The following is a 16,935-nucleotide window of genomic DNA, read 5'->3' as shown; positions in this document are numbered from 1 at the left end:
AAATACTTATCATTATTCTTATGTTTTACATTATTTTATCATCCTTATCCTGTCTGTATCAATAAATATATGAAATACTGATTATTCATGAAAATATGCTATACTAATAAAAATTGCTTTAGGAGGGTTTGTTATGCAGATTGACAGCGCCGCTTTATATCTTCTGGTCAAGAAACTGAACAAAACATTAAAGTCATCTCAAATCCGTCAGATCCATCAAATTGACAACCGTATAATGGACATCGAATTCTTTACTTCTGAAGGACGTCCCATCAATCTTGTTCTAAATACTTATAATCCACCGGTTATTTATATTGCTTCCCAAGGGAAAAACAAAAAGCAATATTCTCCCTCTCAGACGTTCTGCATGACTCTTAGAAAATATCTGGAAGGTGCCAGATTTTCCGGCATGGAACAAATTTCAATGGATCGTATCATATGTATTTCTTTTGACCGAATCGAAGCAGGTGGAGAAATCGTTACCCGTAACCTCTGGGTTGAACTACTGCCTGCTTCACCCAATATCATTCTCACAGAAAACGACATCATTATAGATGCCTGCCTTCGAGGGAAAAAAGCAGACCGGCTTCTGATTGCCGGTGAAAAATATAAACTGCCAGCGAATTCATCCCGCATGGATTTTATGAAGTTCAGCGAAAATGAAATTTTGGGAATTCTGACGTATGGTAATAAAGCGCCTATACCGTTAGATGAATGGCTTTTCGCATCTTTTAACGGTTTTTCAAGATATCTGGTTAATGAACTTGCTTTCAGGAGCTCTATTTTAAATACTAACCCAATAAATGAATTAACGAATGAAGAAACTAATAAACTGGCAGAAGAAATAATAAAACTCTCATATGGACTCCGAGATTCAGAAATCTGCTACTTATATCGAGAAAATGGAAAACAGATCATATCGCCGATTCCCCTTTCCTTTCTTAAAACGAATGGAAAAGAAATAGACATTCTAAATTGGCTTGCAGAAGCATCAGAAAGCGGTGCCGGTTCCATCAGGGCAGCAGTGCAGGAATACACAAAGCATCTGAGAGGCCTGATAAAAAAAGAAGAGAGGAAAATCCTTAAGATTTCTGAGGAAATGAAAGAAACCAAGCTTATGGAACAATATAAACTATGGGGAACGCTTCTTTCCATTTACGCCTATGAAAAGATCAATCATAGAGATAAATTAACCATAGCCAATTTATTTAAAGATCCTCCTGAAAATGAGGAAATCCCGGTTAATCCTTTATTGAACGTAACTGCTAACAGCCAGCTTTACTTTAAAAAATACAATAAAATGAAAACCCGTTCTGCTATTGGCCAGAAAAAATTAAAGGAATGTAAAAATAAACTAGCCTACCTCAATGAATCACTTTTTTTCGCAGAGCAAATAAAAAGCCGTCAGGAACTCAATTACTTCAAGGACGAACTTAAATCCTCCGGCATTGATAAGTATATGAAGCCTCAAAGAAAACCTGCCCACAAAAATACAGTTCCTCTCAACATAGAAGAACGGATTATTGATGGTTTTCATGTATTCATAGGCCGCAGTAATATAAGGAATGAATATCTCTCCCTTCATAAAGCCGGGAAATCAGATCTCTGGTTCCATGCCAAAGGTATTCCCGGTTCCCATATCGTTATCGAGACAGATAACCAGTCTGTTCCGCTTTCTACAATAGAGAAAGTTGCTGCGCTGGCTGCTTTTAACAGCAAAGGAAAAGATTCCGGTAAAGTGGATGTGGATTATACTTTTATCAAATATGTTAAAAAAATTCCTGATAGTCCTCCCGGTCTGGTTAATTATACCCATCAGAAGACGATTGTGGCCATTCCCACAGATATAAAAAAATAAAATTCAATGTACAGCCGACTCCGTTTTTCCTTATCAGTCGGCTGTTTTTATTTATCCCTTTCATCGATTCTGATACTTGAAAAATTAAAGTGTTTTCATCAACCATTTACCCTCCTTTGGAAGGATGTTAAAATTTGGGCATAAGAAAATATTTTCCAAGGAGGAATTAAACATGCAGGAAGAAAAAGACCTGAAACATGCAGACATCTGTGAACATTGCCATAATGATCACGATCATGACCACAATCACGAACATGAGCACAATCACGAACATACCCATGAACATGACCACAGTCATCATGACCATGAGCACAGCCACAATCATGAACACGATCATCACCATCATGATCATGAAGAGGAAGAAGAATTACCAATAAAACATGACCACTCCCATGATCCGGAAATGGATAAATACAGAGCTAATGAAGCGGATATCATGGAAGATGAAAAACAAATCAAGACAGACGAAAGAAAAGCATTTGGTCATTTTCATTGTGCCGAAGGAAATAAATCCGATTTGGCCTGTGATATTTGCGGTCAGTCCCTGGATAACTGTACCTGTGACTTTTTAGGTAAAGAATATTCGAAAAACATTTTCCATATGGAGCACCTTGACTGTATGGAATGCGCAGCGAAAATGGAAGGGAAAATCAGGGAAATGCCCTCCGTATTTTTTGCAGCTATTTCCTTTACCACAAAGGAATTATGTATCATTTCCAAAGAAAACCCGGATCAGCTCCTGAAAGAAGTGCTGCAGGTATGCCGAAGTGTTGATGAAAGCATCGGTATCATCCCTCCATCCGATAAAATCGGGTACAAAACTGAAACTTATGAAATTCCCACTCTTGACTGTGCAGCCTGCGCCCTCAAGCTGGAAAAACTTATTAATCATCAGCCAGGCGTCCTTTCCGCCTCCATTTCCTATGCAACCAAGACCCTGCGTCTCACTGCAGAGAATCCGGACAGCCTTATCCCATTACTTACTGAAAAGTGCAATGAAGTGGAGTCCCCCACTGAAATTCATAAGAAAGTACGTCTCCCAAAACGCAGTGCAGCTCATGAACAGGACGAAAAAGAGTCAGCCCTGAAGAAATTGACAGGCGAAGAAGGACAGCTCGTTATCGGCGGAATCCTTTTTGTAATCGGTATGCTGATGCATTATAATCCCGGGAATATTTTCAATTTCAGTGAACTGGCTGGAAATATCTTTTTTTTCATTTCCTATATCATTCTTGGCGGGCCCATCGTATGGAATGCACTGAAAAATATTACTCACGGCGAATTCTTTGATGAAACTTTCCTCATGACCGTTGCCACCCTTGGTGCTTTCGGAATCCAGGAATACCCCGAAGCCGTAGGCGTTATGTTCTTCTACCGGATTGGTGAATACCTGCAGGATCTGGCAGCAGGTCGAAGCAGAAAACAGATCATGGATGCTGTAGATCTTCGTCCTGAAGTTGTTATTCGCGTCAATGGAGAAGAAACCGAAACCATTCCTGCAGAAGACGCCAAAGTAGGAGATATTCTCATCCTCCGCCCCGGTGATAGAATTCCGCTGGACGGAATGATTATAGAAGGAACTACTCAAATCGATACGTCCGCTCTGACCGGCGAGCCTGAACCGGTTGCTGCTGAAGAAGGTTCCCGCATTGATTCCGGTTGTGTTAATATGACGGGAACTATCCGAATGCAGGTCACCAAGATTCTTGCCGAATCCATGGTTACCAGAATTTTGGATTCCGTAGAAAATGCTGTAGCCAGCAAACCTAAAATTGATCGTTTCATCACCCGTTTCTCCAGAATTTACACCCCGGTTGTGGTACTTGTCGCATTAATAGTGGCATTCATTCCCCCGCTTGCTTTCGATGCAGATTGGGAAAAATGCATTTATACGGCCCTGACTTTCCTCGTAATCAGCTGCCCCTGTGCCCTGGTTATCTCAGTACCGCTTGCCTTCTTTGCAGGAATTGGTACTGCCTCCAAGGATGGTATCCTGTTCAAAGGCGGCACAATTATTGAAACACTTGCCAAAATCAAAGCTGCTGTTATGGATAAGACCGGTACCATCACAGAAGGCAAATTCAAAGTCCGTGAAGTCATTAAAACGTCTTCAAAAGAAGATTCTTATATCGTATCTCTCGCTGCAGCCGGTGAAATCTATTCTACCCATCCTATTGCAAAATCTATCGTTGAAGAAGCTGGCAGCAAAGAATATAAACTCCCGGTTCTCGATGAACTGCATGAAAAAGCAGGTTATGGAGTCACCGGAAAACTTGAAGGCAAGAATGTATACATCGGAAACGATCGGCTGATGAAGGAAGCAGGAATTTCACCTGATGCTATGGCCGGATATAATGGTATCGGCACTCTGATTTATGTAGCTGAAGGTAAAGAACTACTCGGATGTATTATCATCGCCGATGCTTTAAAAAATGACGCGATAGCTTCCATTCACGAATTAAAGAATATGGGCATTACCCCTGTTATGCTGACCGGTGATAATAAAGCCAACGCGGAGAATATTGCAAAGGAAGCAGGCATTACCGATGTGTATGCCAATCTCCTTCCACAGGACAAACTCTCCATCATGAAAGAAATACGTGAGAAAAAGGGTTCAGTACTTTTCGTGGGCGACGGAATTAATGATGCACCTGTACTTGCAGGTGCTGATGCCGGAGCAGCTATGGGGAGCGGGGCCGATGCAGCTATTGAAGCAGCAGATATTGTATTCTTGAATTCCGATGTCAGAGCCATTCCAACAGCTGTCAGACTTGCACGTAAAGTTATTAAAACCGCCTGGCAGAATGTGGCCTTTGCACTAATTGTAAAAATTGCAGTAATGATTATGGGTCTTGCTGGTTTTGCAAATATGTGGGTTGCCGTTTTCGCAGATACGGGCGTAACAATTCTCTGTATCCTCTACTCCATCCGTCTTCTTAAGATAAAGATTTAAAGACATTAAAAAGAGCCTGCTGTGGTTCAACGAGCCACAGACAGGTTCTTTTTTTGTATTACTCTACAATTCTGGGTCCTTCCTTATCTTTTGGATAAACAAGATTAAGGACCATGGACACGATGAATACCACTGCCACACAGTTGTCAGCAAAGACGCTCCTGAATAAATCAGGAAAAATATGGAAAATCTGCGGCACCTGAGTGAACCCCAATCCGATGGAAAGAGAAAGTGCGGCAATGCTCATATTTCTCTGGGAATAGCCGCAGTCACCAAGCATACGAATCCCACTTACAACAATAGAGCCGAACATCATCAATGTACAGCCGCCAAGAACCGCATCAGGAAGCGAAGCAAGGATAACGCCCAAAGACGGAATAAGCCCTGCCAGAATCATAATCACGGCACCACAGCCGATGGCTTTACGATTCACTACTTTAGTCATGGCAATGAGGCCCACATTCTGACTGAAAGAAGTAATCGGCATACATCCAAATAAGGAGGACAGGCTCGAAATAAAACCATCAACCGCAATTGCACCGGATACTTCACGGTTCGTTGGGGGCCGCCCAAATCCCATAGTTGAAAGAGCACTTGTATCACCAAGTGTTTCTGTTGCAGAAACAAGAAAAATCAAAAAAATAGAAAGAACGGCATCTGCATGAAATTCCAATGGTACAGGAATAAATGCTGGAAATGAGACAGCGGAAACTTCAAAAATTCGTGAAAGATCTACCATACCATAAAAATAGGCCGTAATATATCCAACAATCAGACCAAAAAGGACTGAAAGCTGCTTATAGTAAGAATGTGCCTTTATATTGAAAATAAGACACGAAACGAGCGTAACCGAACCGACAACAAGATATCTGGCATCTCCAAAGTCAGGAGACCCAAAACCACCTCCAAAAGAATTAGCGCCAATAGGGAGAAGAGAAAAACCGATGGCAGTTACTACAGATGCCGATACGATTGGAGGCACGAATTTCTTCCACCATGAAGCTCCAAGGCCCAGGATTCCTTCCATTACACCACCAACCAATGCGGCTCCAAGGACGGCGCCATATCCATACTTTGTACCAATTACACAAGCTGTTGAAACAAAGGTAAAACTGATTCCCATGATTATGGGCAAACCGCTTCCAAGTCTCCAGAGAGGAAACATCTGAAGCAGGGATCCGACGCCTGCTACAATCATAGCCGACTGGAGGAGGGCGGCAGCTTCCGCAGGGTCCATTTTTACCGCTCCTGCCACGATCAGGATTGGAGCAATATTTGCCACAAACATTGCCAATACATGCTGCAGTCCGAAAGGTATGACCTTCCTGATAGAGATGTCCCCTTTCAACTGGTAAATGGCATCTTCTTTATCATCCATATAATCTCCTTATCTGAACACGATTGTCTCAGTCACGGGATCCATTTGATCGATAATTGCAAGAGATTTCACATCTATGCCTTCAGAACGGAGTTCATCACCGCCTCCCTGGAATCCTTTTTCAATGCAGATTCCCACACCTTCAACGATTCCTTCCGCCTGATTGACCAGATCTATCAATCCTTTGACAGCACAGCCATTAGCCAGGAAATCGTCCATAATAAGGATATGTTCTCCTTTATTCAAATATTTTTTTGAAACAATAACATGATTCACCTTATTATGAGTAAATGATTTCACTTCCGTAGCATAAACATCTTTATCCATATTAGAGCCGGCTGATTTTTTGGCAAATACGACAGGTACATTGAAATAAATTGCAGTCAGGCAGGCAATCCCGATACCAGAGGCTTCAATAGTCAAGATTTTATCGATTTTCCTATCATCAAAAAGTTCTTTAAATTTCTGTCCCAGCAGGCTGATAAAGGGCACATCTATCTGGTGATTTAAAAAACTATCCACTTTTAAAACATTTCCAGGCTTGATAACTCCATCTGTAAGGATTTTTTTCTGCAGCAGATTTAATTCTTTCACAGTTTCCCTCCATTGTTTATTACAAATGCATTCAAAATAAATAATTTTATTTCATTCTATCATGCTCTAAAAGTCAATGCAAAAACGAGCGGTGAGAAAAGCACAAAAAAATTCCTCTCCCTTGAGGAAAGGAATTTTTTATTCAGAAATTATTTCACCAGACCTCCATAATCTTTCAGCATCTGGTAAACATGGGCTTTTTCTGCTTCAGACGGTTCTACAATAGGCAGTCTGAAGTGTCCGCCAGGCTGTCCAATCAAATTAGTGGCTGTCTTGACCGGAATCGGGCTGGCAATAAAGAACATGCCCTTCATAATTGGGTACATCTTAATGTGAAGCTTCATCGCTTCTTCCAGATGTCCCTTCTGGAATTCATCAATCATGGTCAGGAGGTCATCACCAATCACATGGCTGGCAACGGAAATAACACCTACGCCGCCTCCGGCAAGAATCGGGAGAGTAAAAGCATCATCACCGCTGTAAATCATGAAATCATCCGGAAGAAGTGCCTTTTCCTTTGTTACCTGATCCCAGTTTCCTGTAGCATCCTTGATACCTACTACATTCGGGCATTCATCTACAATCCGTTTGATAGTTTCAGGCAGGATAGATACACCGGTGCGACCAGGAACATTATATAGAACAATGGGCAGATCCACATGTTTTGCAATAGCTTTGAAATGCTGGTACATGCCTTCCTGGTTAGGCTTTACATAGAAAGGAACAATGGCCAGGGCACAGTCAATTCCAGTTTTGGCAGCTTCCCTGCCAAAGCGGATGGAGTCAAGGGTGCTGATTGTCCCGATATTCCCCATGACCGGTACTTTTTTCCCGGAAGCATTTCTGCCTACTGTGTCTACGATGACCTTATAAAGTTTTAACTTCTCTTCGGTAGTCATTGTTGCACCTTCACCAGTAGTACCGCCGACGAGGATACCTTCAGAGCCATGCTCAACGAGATGTTTTGCAAGTGCAGCCGCACTTTCATAATCAACACTGCCATCTTCCGTAAATGGAGTAATCATGGCAGTAATGACACGACCAAATTTAGCTGTAGCCATTTTATTTCCTCCTCCTGTAAAATATCATCTTAAAGATTTATTTAATCATATCGTGATTCAGCATATATTCAGCAATCTGGAGTGCATTCAAGGCTGCCCCCTTGCGAATCTGGTCCCCGCAGCACCAGAGATTGATTCCGTTCGGTTCATAGAGATCTTTTCTGATACGGCCGACAGCTACATCCGTCTTATTGGATGTGTCAAGAGGCATAGGATAAATCATGTTCTTAATATCATCCACCAGAACAGCTCCTTTAAAGCCGGCAATTGCCTTTTTGACATCATCTGTACTTAAAGGCTTTTCTGTCTCAATATAAACGGATTCCGCATGGCTTCTAACTACCGGTACCCGAACAGTTGTCGGAGTAATAGCAATCTTGTTATCATGGAAGATCTTATGTGTTTCGTTAACCATTTTCATTTCTTCCTTGGTGTATTCGTTTTCAAGGAAGATATCAATCTGTGGAATTACGTTATAAGCTATCTGATAATGTTTCGGGAGGCTGGCGGAGGGAAGAATTTTCGGTGTATATTCTTTGCCCTGGGCAATAGCCACAGTTTCATCAAGAAGCTCGTCAATACCATCTTTGCCGGCACCTGAAACTGCCTGATAAGTGCTTACTATAATCCGACGGATTCTGGATAAATCATAAATAGGTTTCAGTGCCATCAGCATGATGATAGTGGAGCAGTTCGGGTTTGCAATAATGCCTTTATGCCAGGAAATATCCTCAGGATTGATTTCAGGTATAATAAGCGGTACTTCAGGATCCATACGGAACGTAGAGGAATTATCAATGACTACAGCCCCCCTCTTTGCCGCTTCCGGAGCAAGTGTCTTGCTGATGCTCCCGCCTGCAAAAAGGGCAATATCGATATTTTCAAAGGATTCCGGCTTTGCTTCTTCTACAGTATATTCTTTGCCGCATACGGTAAGTTTCTTGCCGGCTGAACGTTTGGATGCAAGCAGTTTTAAAGAAGAGAAAGGAAAATTTCTTTCCTCAATCAGTTTAATAAATTCCTGGCCTACAGCGCCGGTAGCACCAAGAATCGCAACGCGTGGGAGTTTACTCATAAAAGCACCTCATTCCAAATAATTTTCCAAACCATAAACCAGGCCTTTAATGGTCATGCATTTTCTGCAGGCAAGCATAACACCGGGCATGAAAGACTTCCTGTCGAGAGAATCATGCCGAAGTGTAAGGATTTCACCATAACCGCCAAAAAGAACTTCTTGATGAGCCACATACCCGGGAAGGCGAACTGAATGAATAGTAATTCCTTCATATTTGCCGCCTCTCACACCGGGAAGACTTTCTTTTGTTGCATCCGGTTCTGAATCTGTTGTACGGGCAGCAGCCATTTTTTCGGCCGTTAATTTTGCCGTTCCTGAGGGAGCATCATACTTGTGGTTATGATGCAGTTCAATGATTTCAGCATTCGGCAGATACTTTGCTATTTCTGCAGATACTTTCATAAGAAGCACTGCCCCAAGAGAAAAGTTCGGCGCAACAAGCCCGTTGGCACCGGTTTTATCAGCTATGTCGGCCAGTTCTGCTCTCTGTTCAGCAGTCAGGCCGGTGGTCCCGATAACCATGTTTACGCCCTGTTCTAATACATATCTGGCATTTTTATAAATGACCTTCGGACTTGTAAAATCTACAACTACATCAGGTTTTCCTTTTGCAAAAGCTTCCTCAAGGGAAGGTGAAATCGTAATACCGTTATGGCCAGTTCCAACAACTTCACCCAAATCCTTTCCGGCAGCTCCGGGATCGACTGCACCGCAGACAATAAGTCCTTCTTCTGCAGCAACCGTACGGACAACCTCACTTCCCATGCGTCCGGCAGCCCCGTTTACCAGTACCTGAATCATATTTAATCTCCCCCTATCATAGCATATAAGCATAAAAGGCCTATAATTTTAATTTAAAACTATGGTAGTATAAAATTTCGAGTCCGTCAATACAAAATCTGAAAATGGCATAAAAAAACCGCAAAGCTGATTTATCAGACCTTGCGGTTTTTTTAACTGTTATTCATTTACAGGATATACGCTGACCTGTCTTTTATCTCTGCCAAGACGTTCAAATGCAATTCTGCCTTCAGCTGTAGCAAAGAGAGTATCATCTTTGCCAAGCTTTACATTCAGGCCCGGGTGGAGGTGAGTACCTCTCTGACGAACGATAATGTTGCCCGGTTTAGCAATCTGTCCTGCATGCATCTTGGTACCAAGACGCTGTGCATTGGAATCGCGGCCGTTCTTTGTGCTGGAAACACCTTTTTTATGAGCGAATAACTGAAGATTGAAAAGTAACATGAAATTCACCCCTTTTTATCAAGAATCTTTAAATGATGAGGATACTGCCTGTCAATTTCCTGTAATCCATTGACCATCGTTTCGATCAATGCCTGTCCCCTTAAATCTCCGGGAGAATCAAGGTGAACATCCATATACCCAAAATCCGAATCAAAGGTTCCTTCCATATGCAGAACATCACGAAGTCCTGCTGCTATAGTTAAGGTAATGGCACTGACAGAGGCACAAATCAAATCGTACTCCCCATCCTTTTCAAAACCGTCTGCATGCCCGTCAATATGGAATCCGTCATAAAGACCCTCCTGGCTGGTATGCATTGTTACAGTAATCATCAGCCTTCGATCTTTTCAATCTGGACCTTTGTGAACGGCTGACGATGACCCTGACGACGACGGTAGTTGGATTTAGCTTTGTATTTGAAAATACGGATTTTTGCAGCTTTGCCCTGTTCAAGAACCTTGCCGGTTACCTTGGCACCTGCAACAGTGGGCTGGCCAATCTTTACATCATCACCGGATACGAGAAGAACTTCTTCAAAAGTTACTTCAGCACCTTTTTCAGCATCAAGCTTTTCAACGGTAATGACTTTGCCTTCTTCAACACAGTACTGTTTACCACCTGTTTTAATGATTGCGTACATTTGTGCACCTCCTCTTTACTATACTCGCCGGATACGGCAGCATTTCTGCATTTTGTATGAGCCATTTCCGTGCGGTTGCGCCATAGCACCATGTACAATGACTTAAATATTATAACTTTATTTAATTGGAAAGTCAAATAAAATATGAAATAAATTATTGATTTTCAAAAATTTTTCTAACCAGTTTTCTTGAAATGCTGGAGAAAAATTCCTGATCCCTGAAGCGGATAAATCGAATTGGTTTAGAGGATGCCCTGATTATAAGGCGATCCGAATTATCGAATTCTTCATCATAAGCACCATCCAGAGAGATATGAAGCGTCCCTTCCCTCTCGGGAGCCGTAATTTCAATAGTATCCGTATTTTTCAGGACAATGGGAAATCGCTGCAATGTATGAGCACAAATGGGAATGACAATGATATGATCATCTTCCGGCCCCAGCACAGGACCGCCACAGGATAAGGAATAACCTGTGGATCCAGTCGACGAAGATACAATTAATCCATCCGCAGCGTATTCCTGTATAAAATGACCATTCAGGAAAAAGCGAAGTCGTGTTAACCGGCCAATCTGGTCATGCCCGATCACCACATCATTAAGAACATCAGGAAGTTCTTTCCGTTCCATGCCATGTTTAAGGATAAAAGACGAAAGATAAACCCTCGACTCTTCCAGAAAATCATGATTTAGTATCATATGAATCCTTTTTTCCATATCCTCACAGGTAATGGTATTTAAGAAGCCCAGTTCTCCAAGATGGATACCTGCCATAAGGACCGGTGAATTCCTGAAAATACGGGCAGCTCCCAGAAAAGAACCATCTCCCCCAACAGACAGGATTACATCTTTCTTCCTCATGGAAACCGTGGGTTCATAGCGTTCATTTTCAAATCCAAGTGACTCAATTCCGGGTTTCATTTCTTTCGGGAGCGTATAAGAAATATTTTCAGATTTCAGGATTTGCAAAAGCTGAAAAAGCGGCTGCTTTAAATCCTTTTTTTCAAGGTTGGGGTAGATTCCGAATTTCATTTGCGTTGCCTTTCAGAATGACATGGGCCTCTTCCACTATTTCATGAATTTTCTCCGGTGCCAAACGGGTCTCGGGCTCATCCTTTCTCAACCAAGCCAGAAATTCCATATTTCCTGAACCACCTTTAATGGGAGAGAATGTCAGGCCCCAGCAGTACAGTCCCTCTCTTTCAAAGGCATCCAGTGTATCGGAAATAACTTCCTCATGAACCGATTTATCTCTAATAATACCACCTTTGCCAACTTTTTCCCGTCCCGCCTCAAACTGCGGCTTAATCAGTATAACGAGGGAACCGTCCTCTTTCAAAATTTCTTTTACCGCAGGAATAATCTTTGTGACGGATATAAAAGATACGTCAGAAGAAGCAAAATCTACTTTTTCACCCAATGTTTTCTCTGTTACAAATTTAATATTGGTCTTTTCAAGATTAATGACTTTTGGGTTGGACCGAAGCTTCCAGTCGAGCTGGTTAGTACCGACATCTATAGCATAAACTTTTGCTGCCCCGTTTTGAAGGGCACAATCGGTGAACCCGCCTGTAGATGCACCGATATCAACCATGACCCGGTCTTTTAAATCGATATGAAAGGATTTAATGGCTTTCTCCAGTTTATAGCCGCCCCGACCCACATAAGGCATGACATGGCCTTTAATTCTGAGTCTGGCATCTATTGGAACTTTCGTACCAGCCTTGTCGACAGGAACATCATTGACAAGGATAATTCCTTCCATAATATGCCTTTTAGCATTTTCCCGACTTTCGAAAAATCCCTCTTCCACAAGAAGAACATCGAGCCGCTCTTTTTTTACTTTTTGATTTGACACAGTTGAACCTCAAAATTTAACCAGCAGGATTTGCAGATATGCGGAATTCCCGATTCTATCTGGACCTGTTTAAAATCATATCCACAAGCTCAAGAAGGGCATCGGTTTCACAGGGAATATTACATATAGCCTTTCTGGCCTCCAGGGCTTCTTTTTCTGCTGCCTTGAAAGCCTTATCCGGTCCAAGAATAGTGGCATAGGTAGATTTATGATCCAGCACATCCTGACCGGGCATTTTCCCCATTTCATCAAGACTGCCCTTGACGTCAAGAAGGTCATCTGTTATCTGGAAAAGTATGCCCAAATGATACGAATATGTTTCAAGTGCTTCTTTTACTCCCTGTTGGGCTCCTGCAATAACCAATGCCATTTTTACGGGTGCCGTGAGCAGACAACCGGTCTTGGCAGTATCCAGAATCTGTAATTCTTCCAAGGACAGCATCTTGTTTTCGGATTCCAGATCATGGGCCTGACCTCCCACCATACCGCATGGACCTGCTGCTCTGGCCAGAATTAAAACCAGTTCAATCCTCTCTGGGGCAGGAATCATATCCTGAGAGGCCAAAAGTTCAAATGCAAAAGTGAGAAGGCCATCACCTGCCTGTGTAGCCATACCGGCGCCGAAAACTTTATGATTTGTCAGAACTCCCCGCCTGTAATCATCGTTATCCATGGCAGGAAGATCATCATGAATGAGTGAATAAGTATGAATACATTCCAATGCACAGGCCGTATCGACATAACTGCCGCTGTCAATCCCCAGCATATCGAGTACGATCAGAAAGAGGGACGGACGTATTCTTTTTCCCCCTGCAAGGAGGCTGTAGTTCATTGCATTAAACAAAGTCTGGTGTTCCATTCTGTCTGCTTTAAGCAAAGATTTGAGCCGCTCGTCAATCAGATTCTTCTTTTTCTGCATCAATTCCTGAATCATGATGAATCCCCTCCTTCAGCATTTTTTCAGTTTCATCTGAAAGCCTGAGCAATTCTTTATCCGTTCGATCGAGCATGGCCAGGCATTCTCTGGCAGCTTTGATACCTTCCTTATAGGCTGCTGTCATTTCATCAAGTGTACAATTTCCTGATTGTACCAGAGCCGCTGCATTTCGAAGCTTTTCCAGAGATTCCTCAAAGTTCCTGCTTTTCGGTTCATTCATGATGTTTCCCTCCCCTGCTTTCTATCAATAAACTGTCAAAAGCAACCATCATCCCCAGCACCTCCCTGTATTTTCCCTTTAATATACTTTCAGTCGAATTCCGGAGAGTCAGATAATCTAAAAGAATGGATATTTTAATCTGTTCCTGGTTTTTATAAACGATTGGAGAACGAAAATCTAAAAGCATTTGTCTGATTTTTAATAAATCATGATTGATACAATTACTCCTACCCTCTTCAAGCAGGGCAAGATTTTCCCTGATTTCCATGATCATATCTTTTTTCATGGGAATTACCAATTCTGCAGCCTGTGTAGGAGTCGAAGCACGAAGATCCGCTGCCAAATCTGCCAGTGTAGTATCAGTTTCATGACCAATCGCAGATACGACAGGAATTGGACAGTTAAAAATCGCATCAAGCACGACTTTTTCGTTAAAAGGACTTAAATCATCCTCTGCACCGCCGCCTCGGGCCAGAATCAGGACATCAGGGGTATCATCTGAAGAACAGGCCTCTACAATGGCATGCACGATGCTTAAAGCAGCACCTTCACCCTGAACCGCCGTATTGAAAAGAGTGTATCTTACTGCGTCGTTGCGCAAAGACCCGGTTTTAACGATATCATGAACAACGGCACCGCTGGATGAAGATATAATGCCGATATGGAAAGGAAATCCAGGGAGTTTTCTTTTCGTTGCCGGATCAAAATAACCCTGCTTTTTTAACCGTTCTTCCAGATGTTCCTTTTCTTCTTGAAAAATACTTTTCGATGTGGAAATAACACGATGAACAAAGAGTACCGGCCAGCCTGAAACGGAGTTGTACCGAATATCTCCAATCAGAGCGGCCTCCATACCGCTCTCCAGCTTTCTGGACAGGAAAGCTGCCCCTGCTTTGCCAATAAAGCAGGAAATGCGGCTCTTTTCATCAGTCAGATTAAAATAAACTACACCGGAAAAATGGATATGAATTCCCCTGATAATGCCCCGAACAGCAATGTTTCTGAAAATATAGTTTTTCTGAATATTTTGTGAAAGCATTCCGCCGCATTCATTGACACTGTATATTTTCATGGGAATACCTCATAAATGCCCCAAATGCATTCCCTGTAGCATTATCACTGCTGTAGGCAATATCTGCAAAACAGGGCAGCAGATTAAGCTTCTGACAAATATCCATGAAACGATGACGGATGTAGGCGTTGGACATGACACCGCCTACAGCAATAAAGGGACGTCCCGGCTCAAAGGGAAAGCCAGTCAATTCTTTTTCCAGTGCATTTCCAATATGAGCAAGTACACCTCTGGCGATATCCTCACTCCGATAAATTCCCTTCAGGATATCTCTCTGTACCCTGGTTTCAGGACCAGAAAAACTGAAAGATCCTTTCACTGAAGAACAGGGAATGAAATAGGAGCTATCACCGGATTGTGCGAGCTTTTCCAAATCTCTGCCACAGGGAAAATGAAGTCCCAGGGAAACACCGATCCGGTCAATAAATTGCCCCGCTGTAATATCCTTTGATTTAATCAGAAGGGATATTTCCATAAAGTCTCCTGACCAGGAGCAGGATAAAACATCCTGAGTACCACCGGACATATGAATCATATAAAATGGTCTGCCCCACAAGTCCGGATAATTCCTTATAGCAGCCAAAGCGTGATTTTCCTGATGGCTGAACTCATAAAGAGGAATATGAAGTGCTGCCGTCAACGATTCTGCCGTGCCTTTCCCAACAAGAAAAGCGGGCATATAGGAATCTGCCCGCCTTCTGGGAAAAGATGAAACGCCTGCCGCCTCAAGCTGGGTTAACAGCGGAGACAGTCTTTTTAGAATAACGGGAAGATTCCTGGTATGCTGGAATACCATATTGGATTGAGACAAGCCCCTGCTGCCATTATTGACAGAAAGGACTATACGTTCTTCCCCTACCAGTCCCCTGGAGGAATCATAGACTGCAGCCGAAGTTGTATAGCAGCTGGTATCTATGCCAAGAAACCTGCTCATTATTTCCCTTTCATAACCTGATTTAAAACGCCGTTGATAAACCGATAGGATGAATCTCCTCCATAAAGCTTTCCCATTTCTACAGCCTCATTGATGATGACATTTCGATCTGAGCGGATATCCTGCATATAAAAGTATTCAGCAACAGCAAGCTTTAAAATACTTTTATCCACCACATTCAATTGGCTTAATGACCAGTTCTTGAGATGACTTCCAATCAATTCATCAATTTCCTCGTGCTCAGCGACAGATTTGATAAGAGCATCAGCAAAAGCTTTATCTTTATCGGACAATTTGAGCGCACTTGAATCTATAGCTTCCGTATCCGGGTTCAATTCCCGGGAATATAAAACCTGTAAAGCATACTCTCTGGCACTTCTTCTGCTCATAGATACCTCATTTAGTCAATAATATCCGTAACAGTAACATCGATAGCATAGATATTTTCATCTGTCACCGAAACCAGGAGATTTTTAACAACCATCTGGACATAACGGGCAGTTTCATGTACGCGGCAGCCTTTATGAAGAGCCAGTGACAAATCCACTTTAATGCCCTTTTTACGACTCCTGCGAATCAATAGCCCTATATGTCCACGAAAACCGAGTGCCTGTCCTATGCCTTTCATTAAATCCTGAAAACCATCGGCCGTAAAGCGGGAGACCTCAGGTATGGCAAGTACCGCCTTTTCTATCTTTTCGTAAATTTCTTCTTCCGGTACAATGACAATCGTTTCATCCTGAGCCATATTATTTTTCCTTATCGAAAATAATTTCGGAAACATTGACATTGACAGCTGAAGTCTTAACGCCAAGATAATCGGCAATGCTTTCTTTTACCGCTTCCTGAAGCCGCAAAGCTATGGCAGGAATGCGATCGCCATACCTGACACAGACATAAAGATCAATAACCGCAGTATTTTCTTTAATTCCTACATGGACCCCTTCTGTAATATCATCACTGATCACAGAAGAAAAACTATGGAAAATACTCTCACCCATGCCTGCAATGCCTGGAACTTTTAATGCTGCATTCCGTGCGTTAACTGCGATCACATGATCAGAAATGCGGATTTTTCCCAGTTCATTGGTAACTTCTGCAGTCTCCATAAG

19 protein-coding genes are annotated in these 16,935 nt (G+C 42.4%); 2 read left to right on the top strand and 17 right to left on the bottom strand.

What is annotated here, in order from left to right; translation table 11 throughout:
- Positions 1 to 133: 133 nt before the first annotated feature.
- Together QZN42_RS01710 and QZN42_RS01705 are read left to right on the top strand one after the other, a co-directional pair.
- Entirely contained in the window at positions 134 to 1,858 is a 1,725-nt protein-coding gene (locus tag QZN42_RS01710; protein ID WP_296953991.1) for an NFACT family protein, read from the top strand.
- A 172-nt stretch (positions 1,859 to 2,030) separates the two neighbouring features.
- The gene (locus QZN42_RS01705) at positions 2,031 to 4,811 is read left to right on the top strand and encodes a heavy metal translocating P-type ATPase (RefSeq protein ID WP_296953990.1); all 2,781 of its coding nucleotides are present in this window, start codon (positions 2,031 to 2,033) and stop codon (positions 4,809 to 4,811) included.
- 58 nt (positions 4,812 to 4,869) lie between these two features.
- On the opposite strand, the gene QZN42_RS01700 is transcribed toward QZN42_RS01705, so the two are convergent.
- From QZN42_RS01700 to QZN42_RS01620, 17 genes are all read right to left on the bottom strand, one after another.
- On the bottom strand, positions 4,870 to 6,189 hold the full coding sequence (locus QZN42_RS01700; RefSeq protein WP_296953989.1) for a uracil-xanthine permease family protein: 1,320 nt from the start codon (positions 6,187 to 6,189) through the stop codon (positions 4,870 to 4,872).
- A gap of 9 nt (positions 6,190 to 6,198) precedes the next feature.
- Complete coding sequence (locus QZN42_RS01695) at positions 6,199 to 6,783, bottom strand: xanthine phosphoribosyltransferase (protein WP_296953988.1); 585 nt, start codon at positions 6,781 to 6,783, stop codon at positions 6,199 to 6,201.
- 149 nt (positions 6,784 to 6,932) lie between these two features.
- Positions 6,933 to 7,844, bottom strand: a complete 912-nt coding sequence (gene dapA / locus QZN42_RS01690; RefSeq protein ID WP_296953987.1) for a 4-hydroxy-tetrahydrodipicolinate synthase — start codon at positions 7,842 to 7,844, stop codon at positions 6,933 to 6,935.
- Between the two features lie 37 nt (positions 7,845 to 7,881).
- Entirely contained in the window at positions 7,882 to 8,919 is a 1,038-nt protein-coding gene (locus tag QZN42_RS01685) for an aspartate-semialdehyde dehydrogenase (RefSeq protein WP_296953986.1), read from the bottom strand.
- Between the two features lie 9 nt (positions 8,920 to 8,928).
- Positions 8,929 to 9,720, bottom strand: a complete 792-nt coding sequence (gene dapB / locus QZN42_RS01680) for a 4-hydroxy-tetrahydrodipicolinate reductase (protein ID WP_296953985.1) — start codon at positions 9,718 to 9,720, stop codon at positions 8,929 to 8,931.
- 159 nt (positions 9,721 to 9,879) lie between these two features.
- Positions 9,880 to 10,164 (bottom strand): 50S ribosomal protein L27, encoded by a 285-nt coding sequence (gene rpmA, locus QZN42_RS01675; RefSeq protein WP_296953984.1) that lies wholly within the window; start codon positions 10,162 to 10,164, stop codon positions 9,880 to 9,882.
- 5 nt (positions 10,165 to 10,169) lie between these two features.
- Entirely contained in the window at positions 10,170 to 10,496 is a 327-nt protein-coding gene (locus QZN42_RS01670) for a ribosomal-processing cysteine protease Prp (RefSeq protein ID WP_296953983.1), read from the bottom strand.
- A complete protein-coding gene (gene rplU, locus QZN42_RS01665; RefSeq protein ID WP_296953982.1) occupies positions 10,496 to 10,804 on the bottom strand; it encodes a 50S ribosomal protein L21 in 309 nt (102 codons plus the stop codon). Before rplU ends, QZN42_RS01670 begins: the two co-directional genes overlap by 1 nt.
- Positions 10,805 to 10,958: 154 nt before the next feature.
- On the bottom strand, positions 10,959 to 11,834 hold the full coding sequence (locus QZN42_RS01660; RefSeq protein WP_296953981.1) for an NAD(+)/NADH kinase: 876 nt from the start codon (positions 11,832 to 11,834) through the stop codon (positions 10,959 to 10,961).
- Complete coding sequence (locus QZN42_RS01655; RefSeq protein WP_296953980.1) at positions 11,806 to 12,660, bottom strand: TlyA family RNA methyltransferase; 855 nt, start codon at positions 12,658 to 12,660, stop codon at positions 11,806 to 11,808. Before QZN42_RS01655 ends, QZN42_RS01660 begins: the two co-directional genes overlap by 29 nt.
- 55 nt (positions 12,661 to 12,715) lie before the next feature.
- Positions 12,716 to 13,594 (bottom strand): polyprenyl synthetase family protein, encoded by an 879-nt coding sequence (locus QZN42_RS01650; RefSeq protein ID WP_296953979.1) that lies wholly within the window; start codon positions 13,592 to 13,594, stop codon positions 12,716 to 12,718.
- Positions 13,554 to 13,817: an exodeoxyribonuclease VII small subunit gene (xseB, locus tag QZN42_RS01645; protein WP_296953978.1), complete on the bottom strand. Its 264-nt coding sequence runs from the start codon at positions 13,815 to 13,817 to the stop codon at positions 13,554 to 13,556. Before xseB ends, QZN42_RS01650 begins: the two co-directional genes overlap by 41 nt.
- Entirely contained in the window at positions 13,810 to 14,889 is a 1,080-nt protein-coding gene (gene xseA / locus QZN42_RS01640; protein ID WP_296953977.1) for an exodeoxyribonuclease VII large subunit, read from the bottom strand. The genes xseB and xseA overlap by 8 nt, the downstream gene beginning before the upstream one ends.
- On the bottom strand, positions 14,867 to 15,823 hold the full coding sequence (locus QZN42_RS01635) for a glycoprotease (protein ID WP_296953976.1): 957 nt from the start codon (positions 15,821 to 15,823) through the stop codon (positions 14,867 to 14,869). Before QZN42_RS01635 ends, xseA begins: the two co-directional genes overlap by 23 nt.
- Complete coding sequence (nusB, locus tag QZN42_RS01630) at positions 15,823 to 16,212, bottom strand: transcription antitermination factor NusB (protein WP_296953975.1); 390 nt, start codon at positions 16,210 to 16,212, stop codon at positions 15,823 to 15,825. Before nusB ends, QZN42_RS01635 begins: the two co-directional genes overlap by 1 nt.
- Positions 16,213 to 16,223: 11 nt before the next feature.
- Positions 16,224 to 16,571: an Asp23/Gls24 family envelope stress response protein gene (locus QZN42_RS01625; protein WP_296953974.1), complete on the bottom strand. Its 348-nt coding sequence runs from the start codon at positions 16,569 to 16,571 to the stop codon at positions 16,224 to 16,226.
- Between the two features lies 1 nt (position 16,572).
- On the bottom strand, positions 16,573 to 16,932 hold the full coding sequence (locus QZN42_RS01620) for an Asp23/Gls24 family envelope stress response protein (protein WP_296953973.1): 360 nt from the start codon (positions 16,930 to 16,932) through the stop codon (positions 16,573 to 16,575).
- Positions 16,933 to 16,935: the final 3 nt, after the last annotated feature.

The organism is uncultured Dialister sp., from assembly GCA_900314595.1.
GTDB lineage: Bacteria > Bacillota > Negativicutes > Veillonellales > Dialisteraceae > Dialister.
The sequence above is the reverse complement of the archived record's forward strand: the minus strand, read 5'-3'. Positions and strand labels throughout refer to the sequence as shown.

What these genes read in the sequence shown, in the direction of transcription:
- QZN42_RS01710 (WP_296953991.1), top strand. Translation starts at nt 134, where the DNA reads ATGCAGATTGACAGCGCCGCTTTATATCTTCTGGTCAAGAAACTGAAC.
- QZN42_RS01705 (WP_296953990.1), top strand. Translation starts at nt 2,031, where the DNA reads ATGCAGGAAGAAAAAGACCTGAAACATGCAGACATCTGTGAACATTGC.
- QZN42_RS01700 (WP_296953989.1), bottom strand. Translation starts at nt 6,189, where the DNA reads ATGGATGATAAAGAAGATGCCATTTACCAGTTGAAAGGGGACATCTCT.
- dapA (WP_296953987.1), bottom strand. Translation starts at nt 7,844, where the DNA reads ATGGCTACAGCTAAATTTGGTCGTGTCATTACTGCCATGATTACTCCA.
- QZN42_RS01685 (WP_296953986.1), bottom strand. Translation starts at nt 8,919, where the DNA reads ATGAGTAAACTCCCACGCGTTGCGATTCTTGGTGCTACCGGCGCTGTA.
- dapB (WP_296953985.1), bottom strand. Translation starts at nt 9,720, where the DNA reads ATGATTCAGGTACTGGTAAACGGGGCTGCCGGACGCATGGGAAGTGAG.
- rpmA (WP_296953984.1), bottom strand. Translation starts at nt 10,164, where the DNA reads ATGTTACTTTTCAATCTTCAGTTATTCGCTCATAAAAAAGGTGTTTCC.
- QZN42_RS01670 (WP_296953983.1), bottom strand. Translation starts at nt 10,496, where the DNA reads ATGATTACTGTAACAATGCATACCAGCCAGGAGGGTCTTTATGACGGA.
- rplU (WP_296953982.1), bottom strand. Translation starts at nt 10,804, where the DNA reads ATGTACGCAATCATTAAAACAGGTGGTAAACAGTACTGTGTTGAAGAA.
- QZN42_RS01660 (WP_296953981.1), bottom strand. Translation starts at nt 11,834, where the DNA reads ATGAAATTCGGAATCTACCCCAACCTTGAAAAAAAGGATTTAAAGCAG.
- QZN42_RS01650 (WP_296953979.1), bottom strand. Translation starts at nt 13,594, where the DNA reads ATGATTCAGGAATTGATGCAGAAAAAGAAGAATCTGATTGACGAGCGG.
- xseB (WP_296953978.1), bottom strand. Translation starts at nt 13,817, where the DNA reads ATGAATGAACCGAAAAGCAGGAACTTTGAGGAATCTCTGGAAAAGCTT.
- xseA (WP_296953977.1), bottom strand. Translation starts at nt 14,889, where the DNA reads ATGAAAATATACAGTGTCAATGAATGCGGCGGAATGCTTTCACAAAAT.
- QZN42_RS01635 (WP_296953976.1), bottom strand. Translation starts at nt 15,823, where the DNA reads ATGAGCAGGTTTCTTGGCATAGATACCAGCTGCTATACAACTTCGGCT.
- nusB (WP_296953975.1), bottom strand. Translation starts at nt 16,212, where the DNA reads ATGAGCAGAAGAAGTGCCAGAGAGTATGCTTTACAGGTTTTATATTCC.
- QZN42_RS01625 (WP_296953974.1), bottom strand. Translation starts at nt 16,571, where the DNA reads ATGGCTCAGGATGAAACGATTGTCATTGTACCGGAAGAAGAAATTTAC.
- QZN42_RS01620 (WP_296953973.1), bottom strand. Translation starts at nt 16,932, where the DNA reads ATGGAGACTGCAGAAGTTACCAATGAACTGGGAAAAATCCGCATTTCT.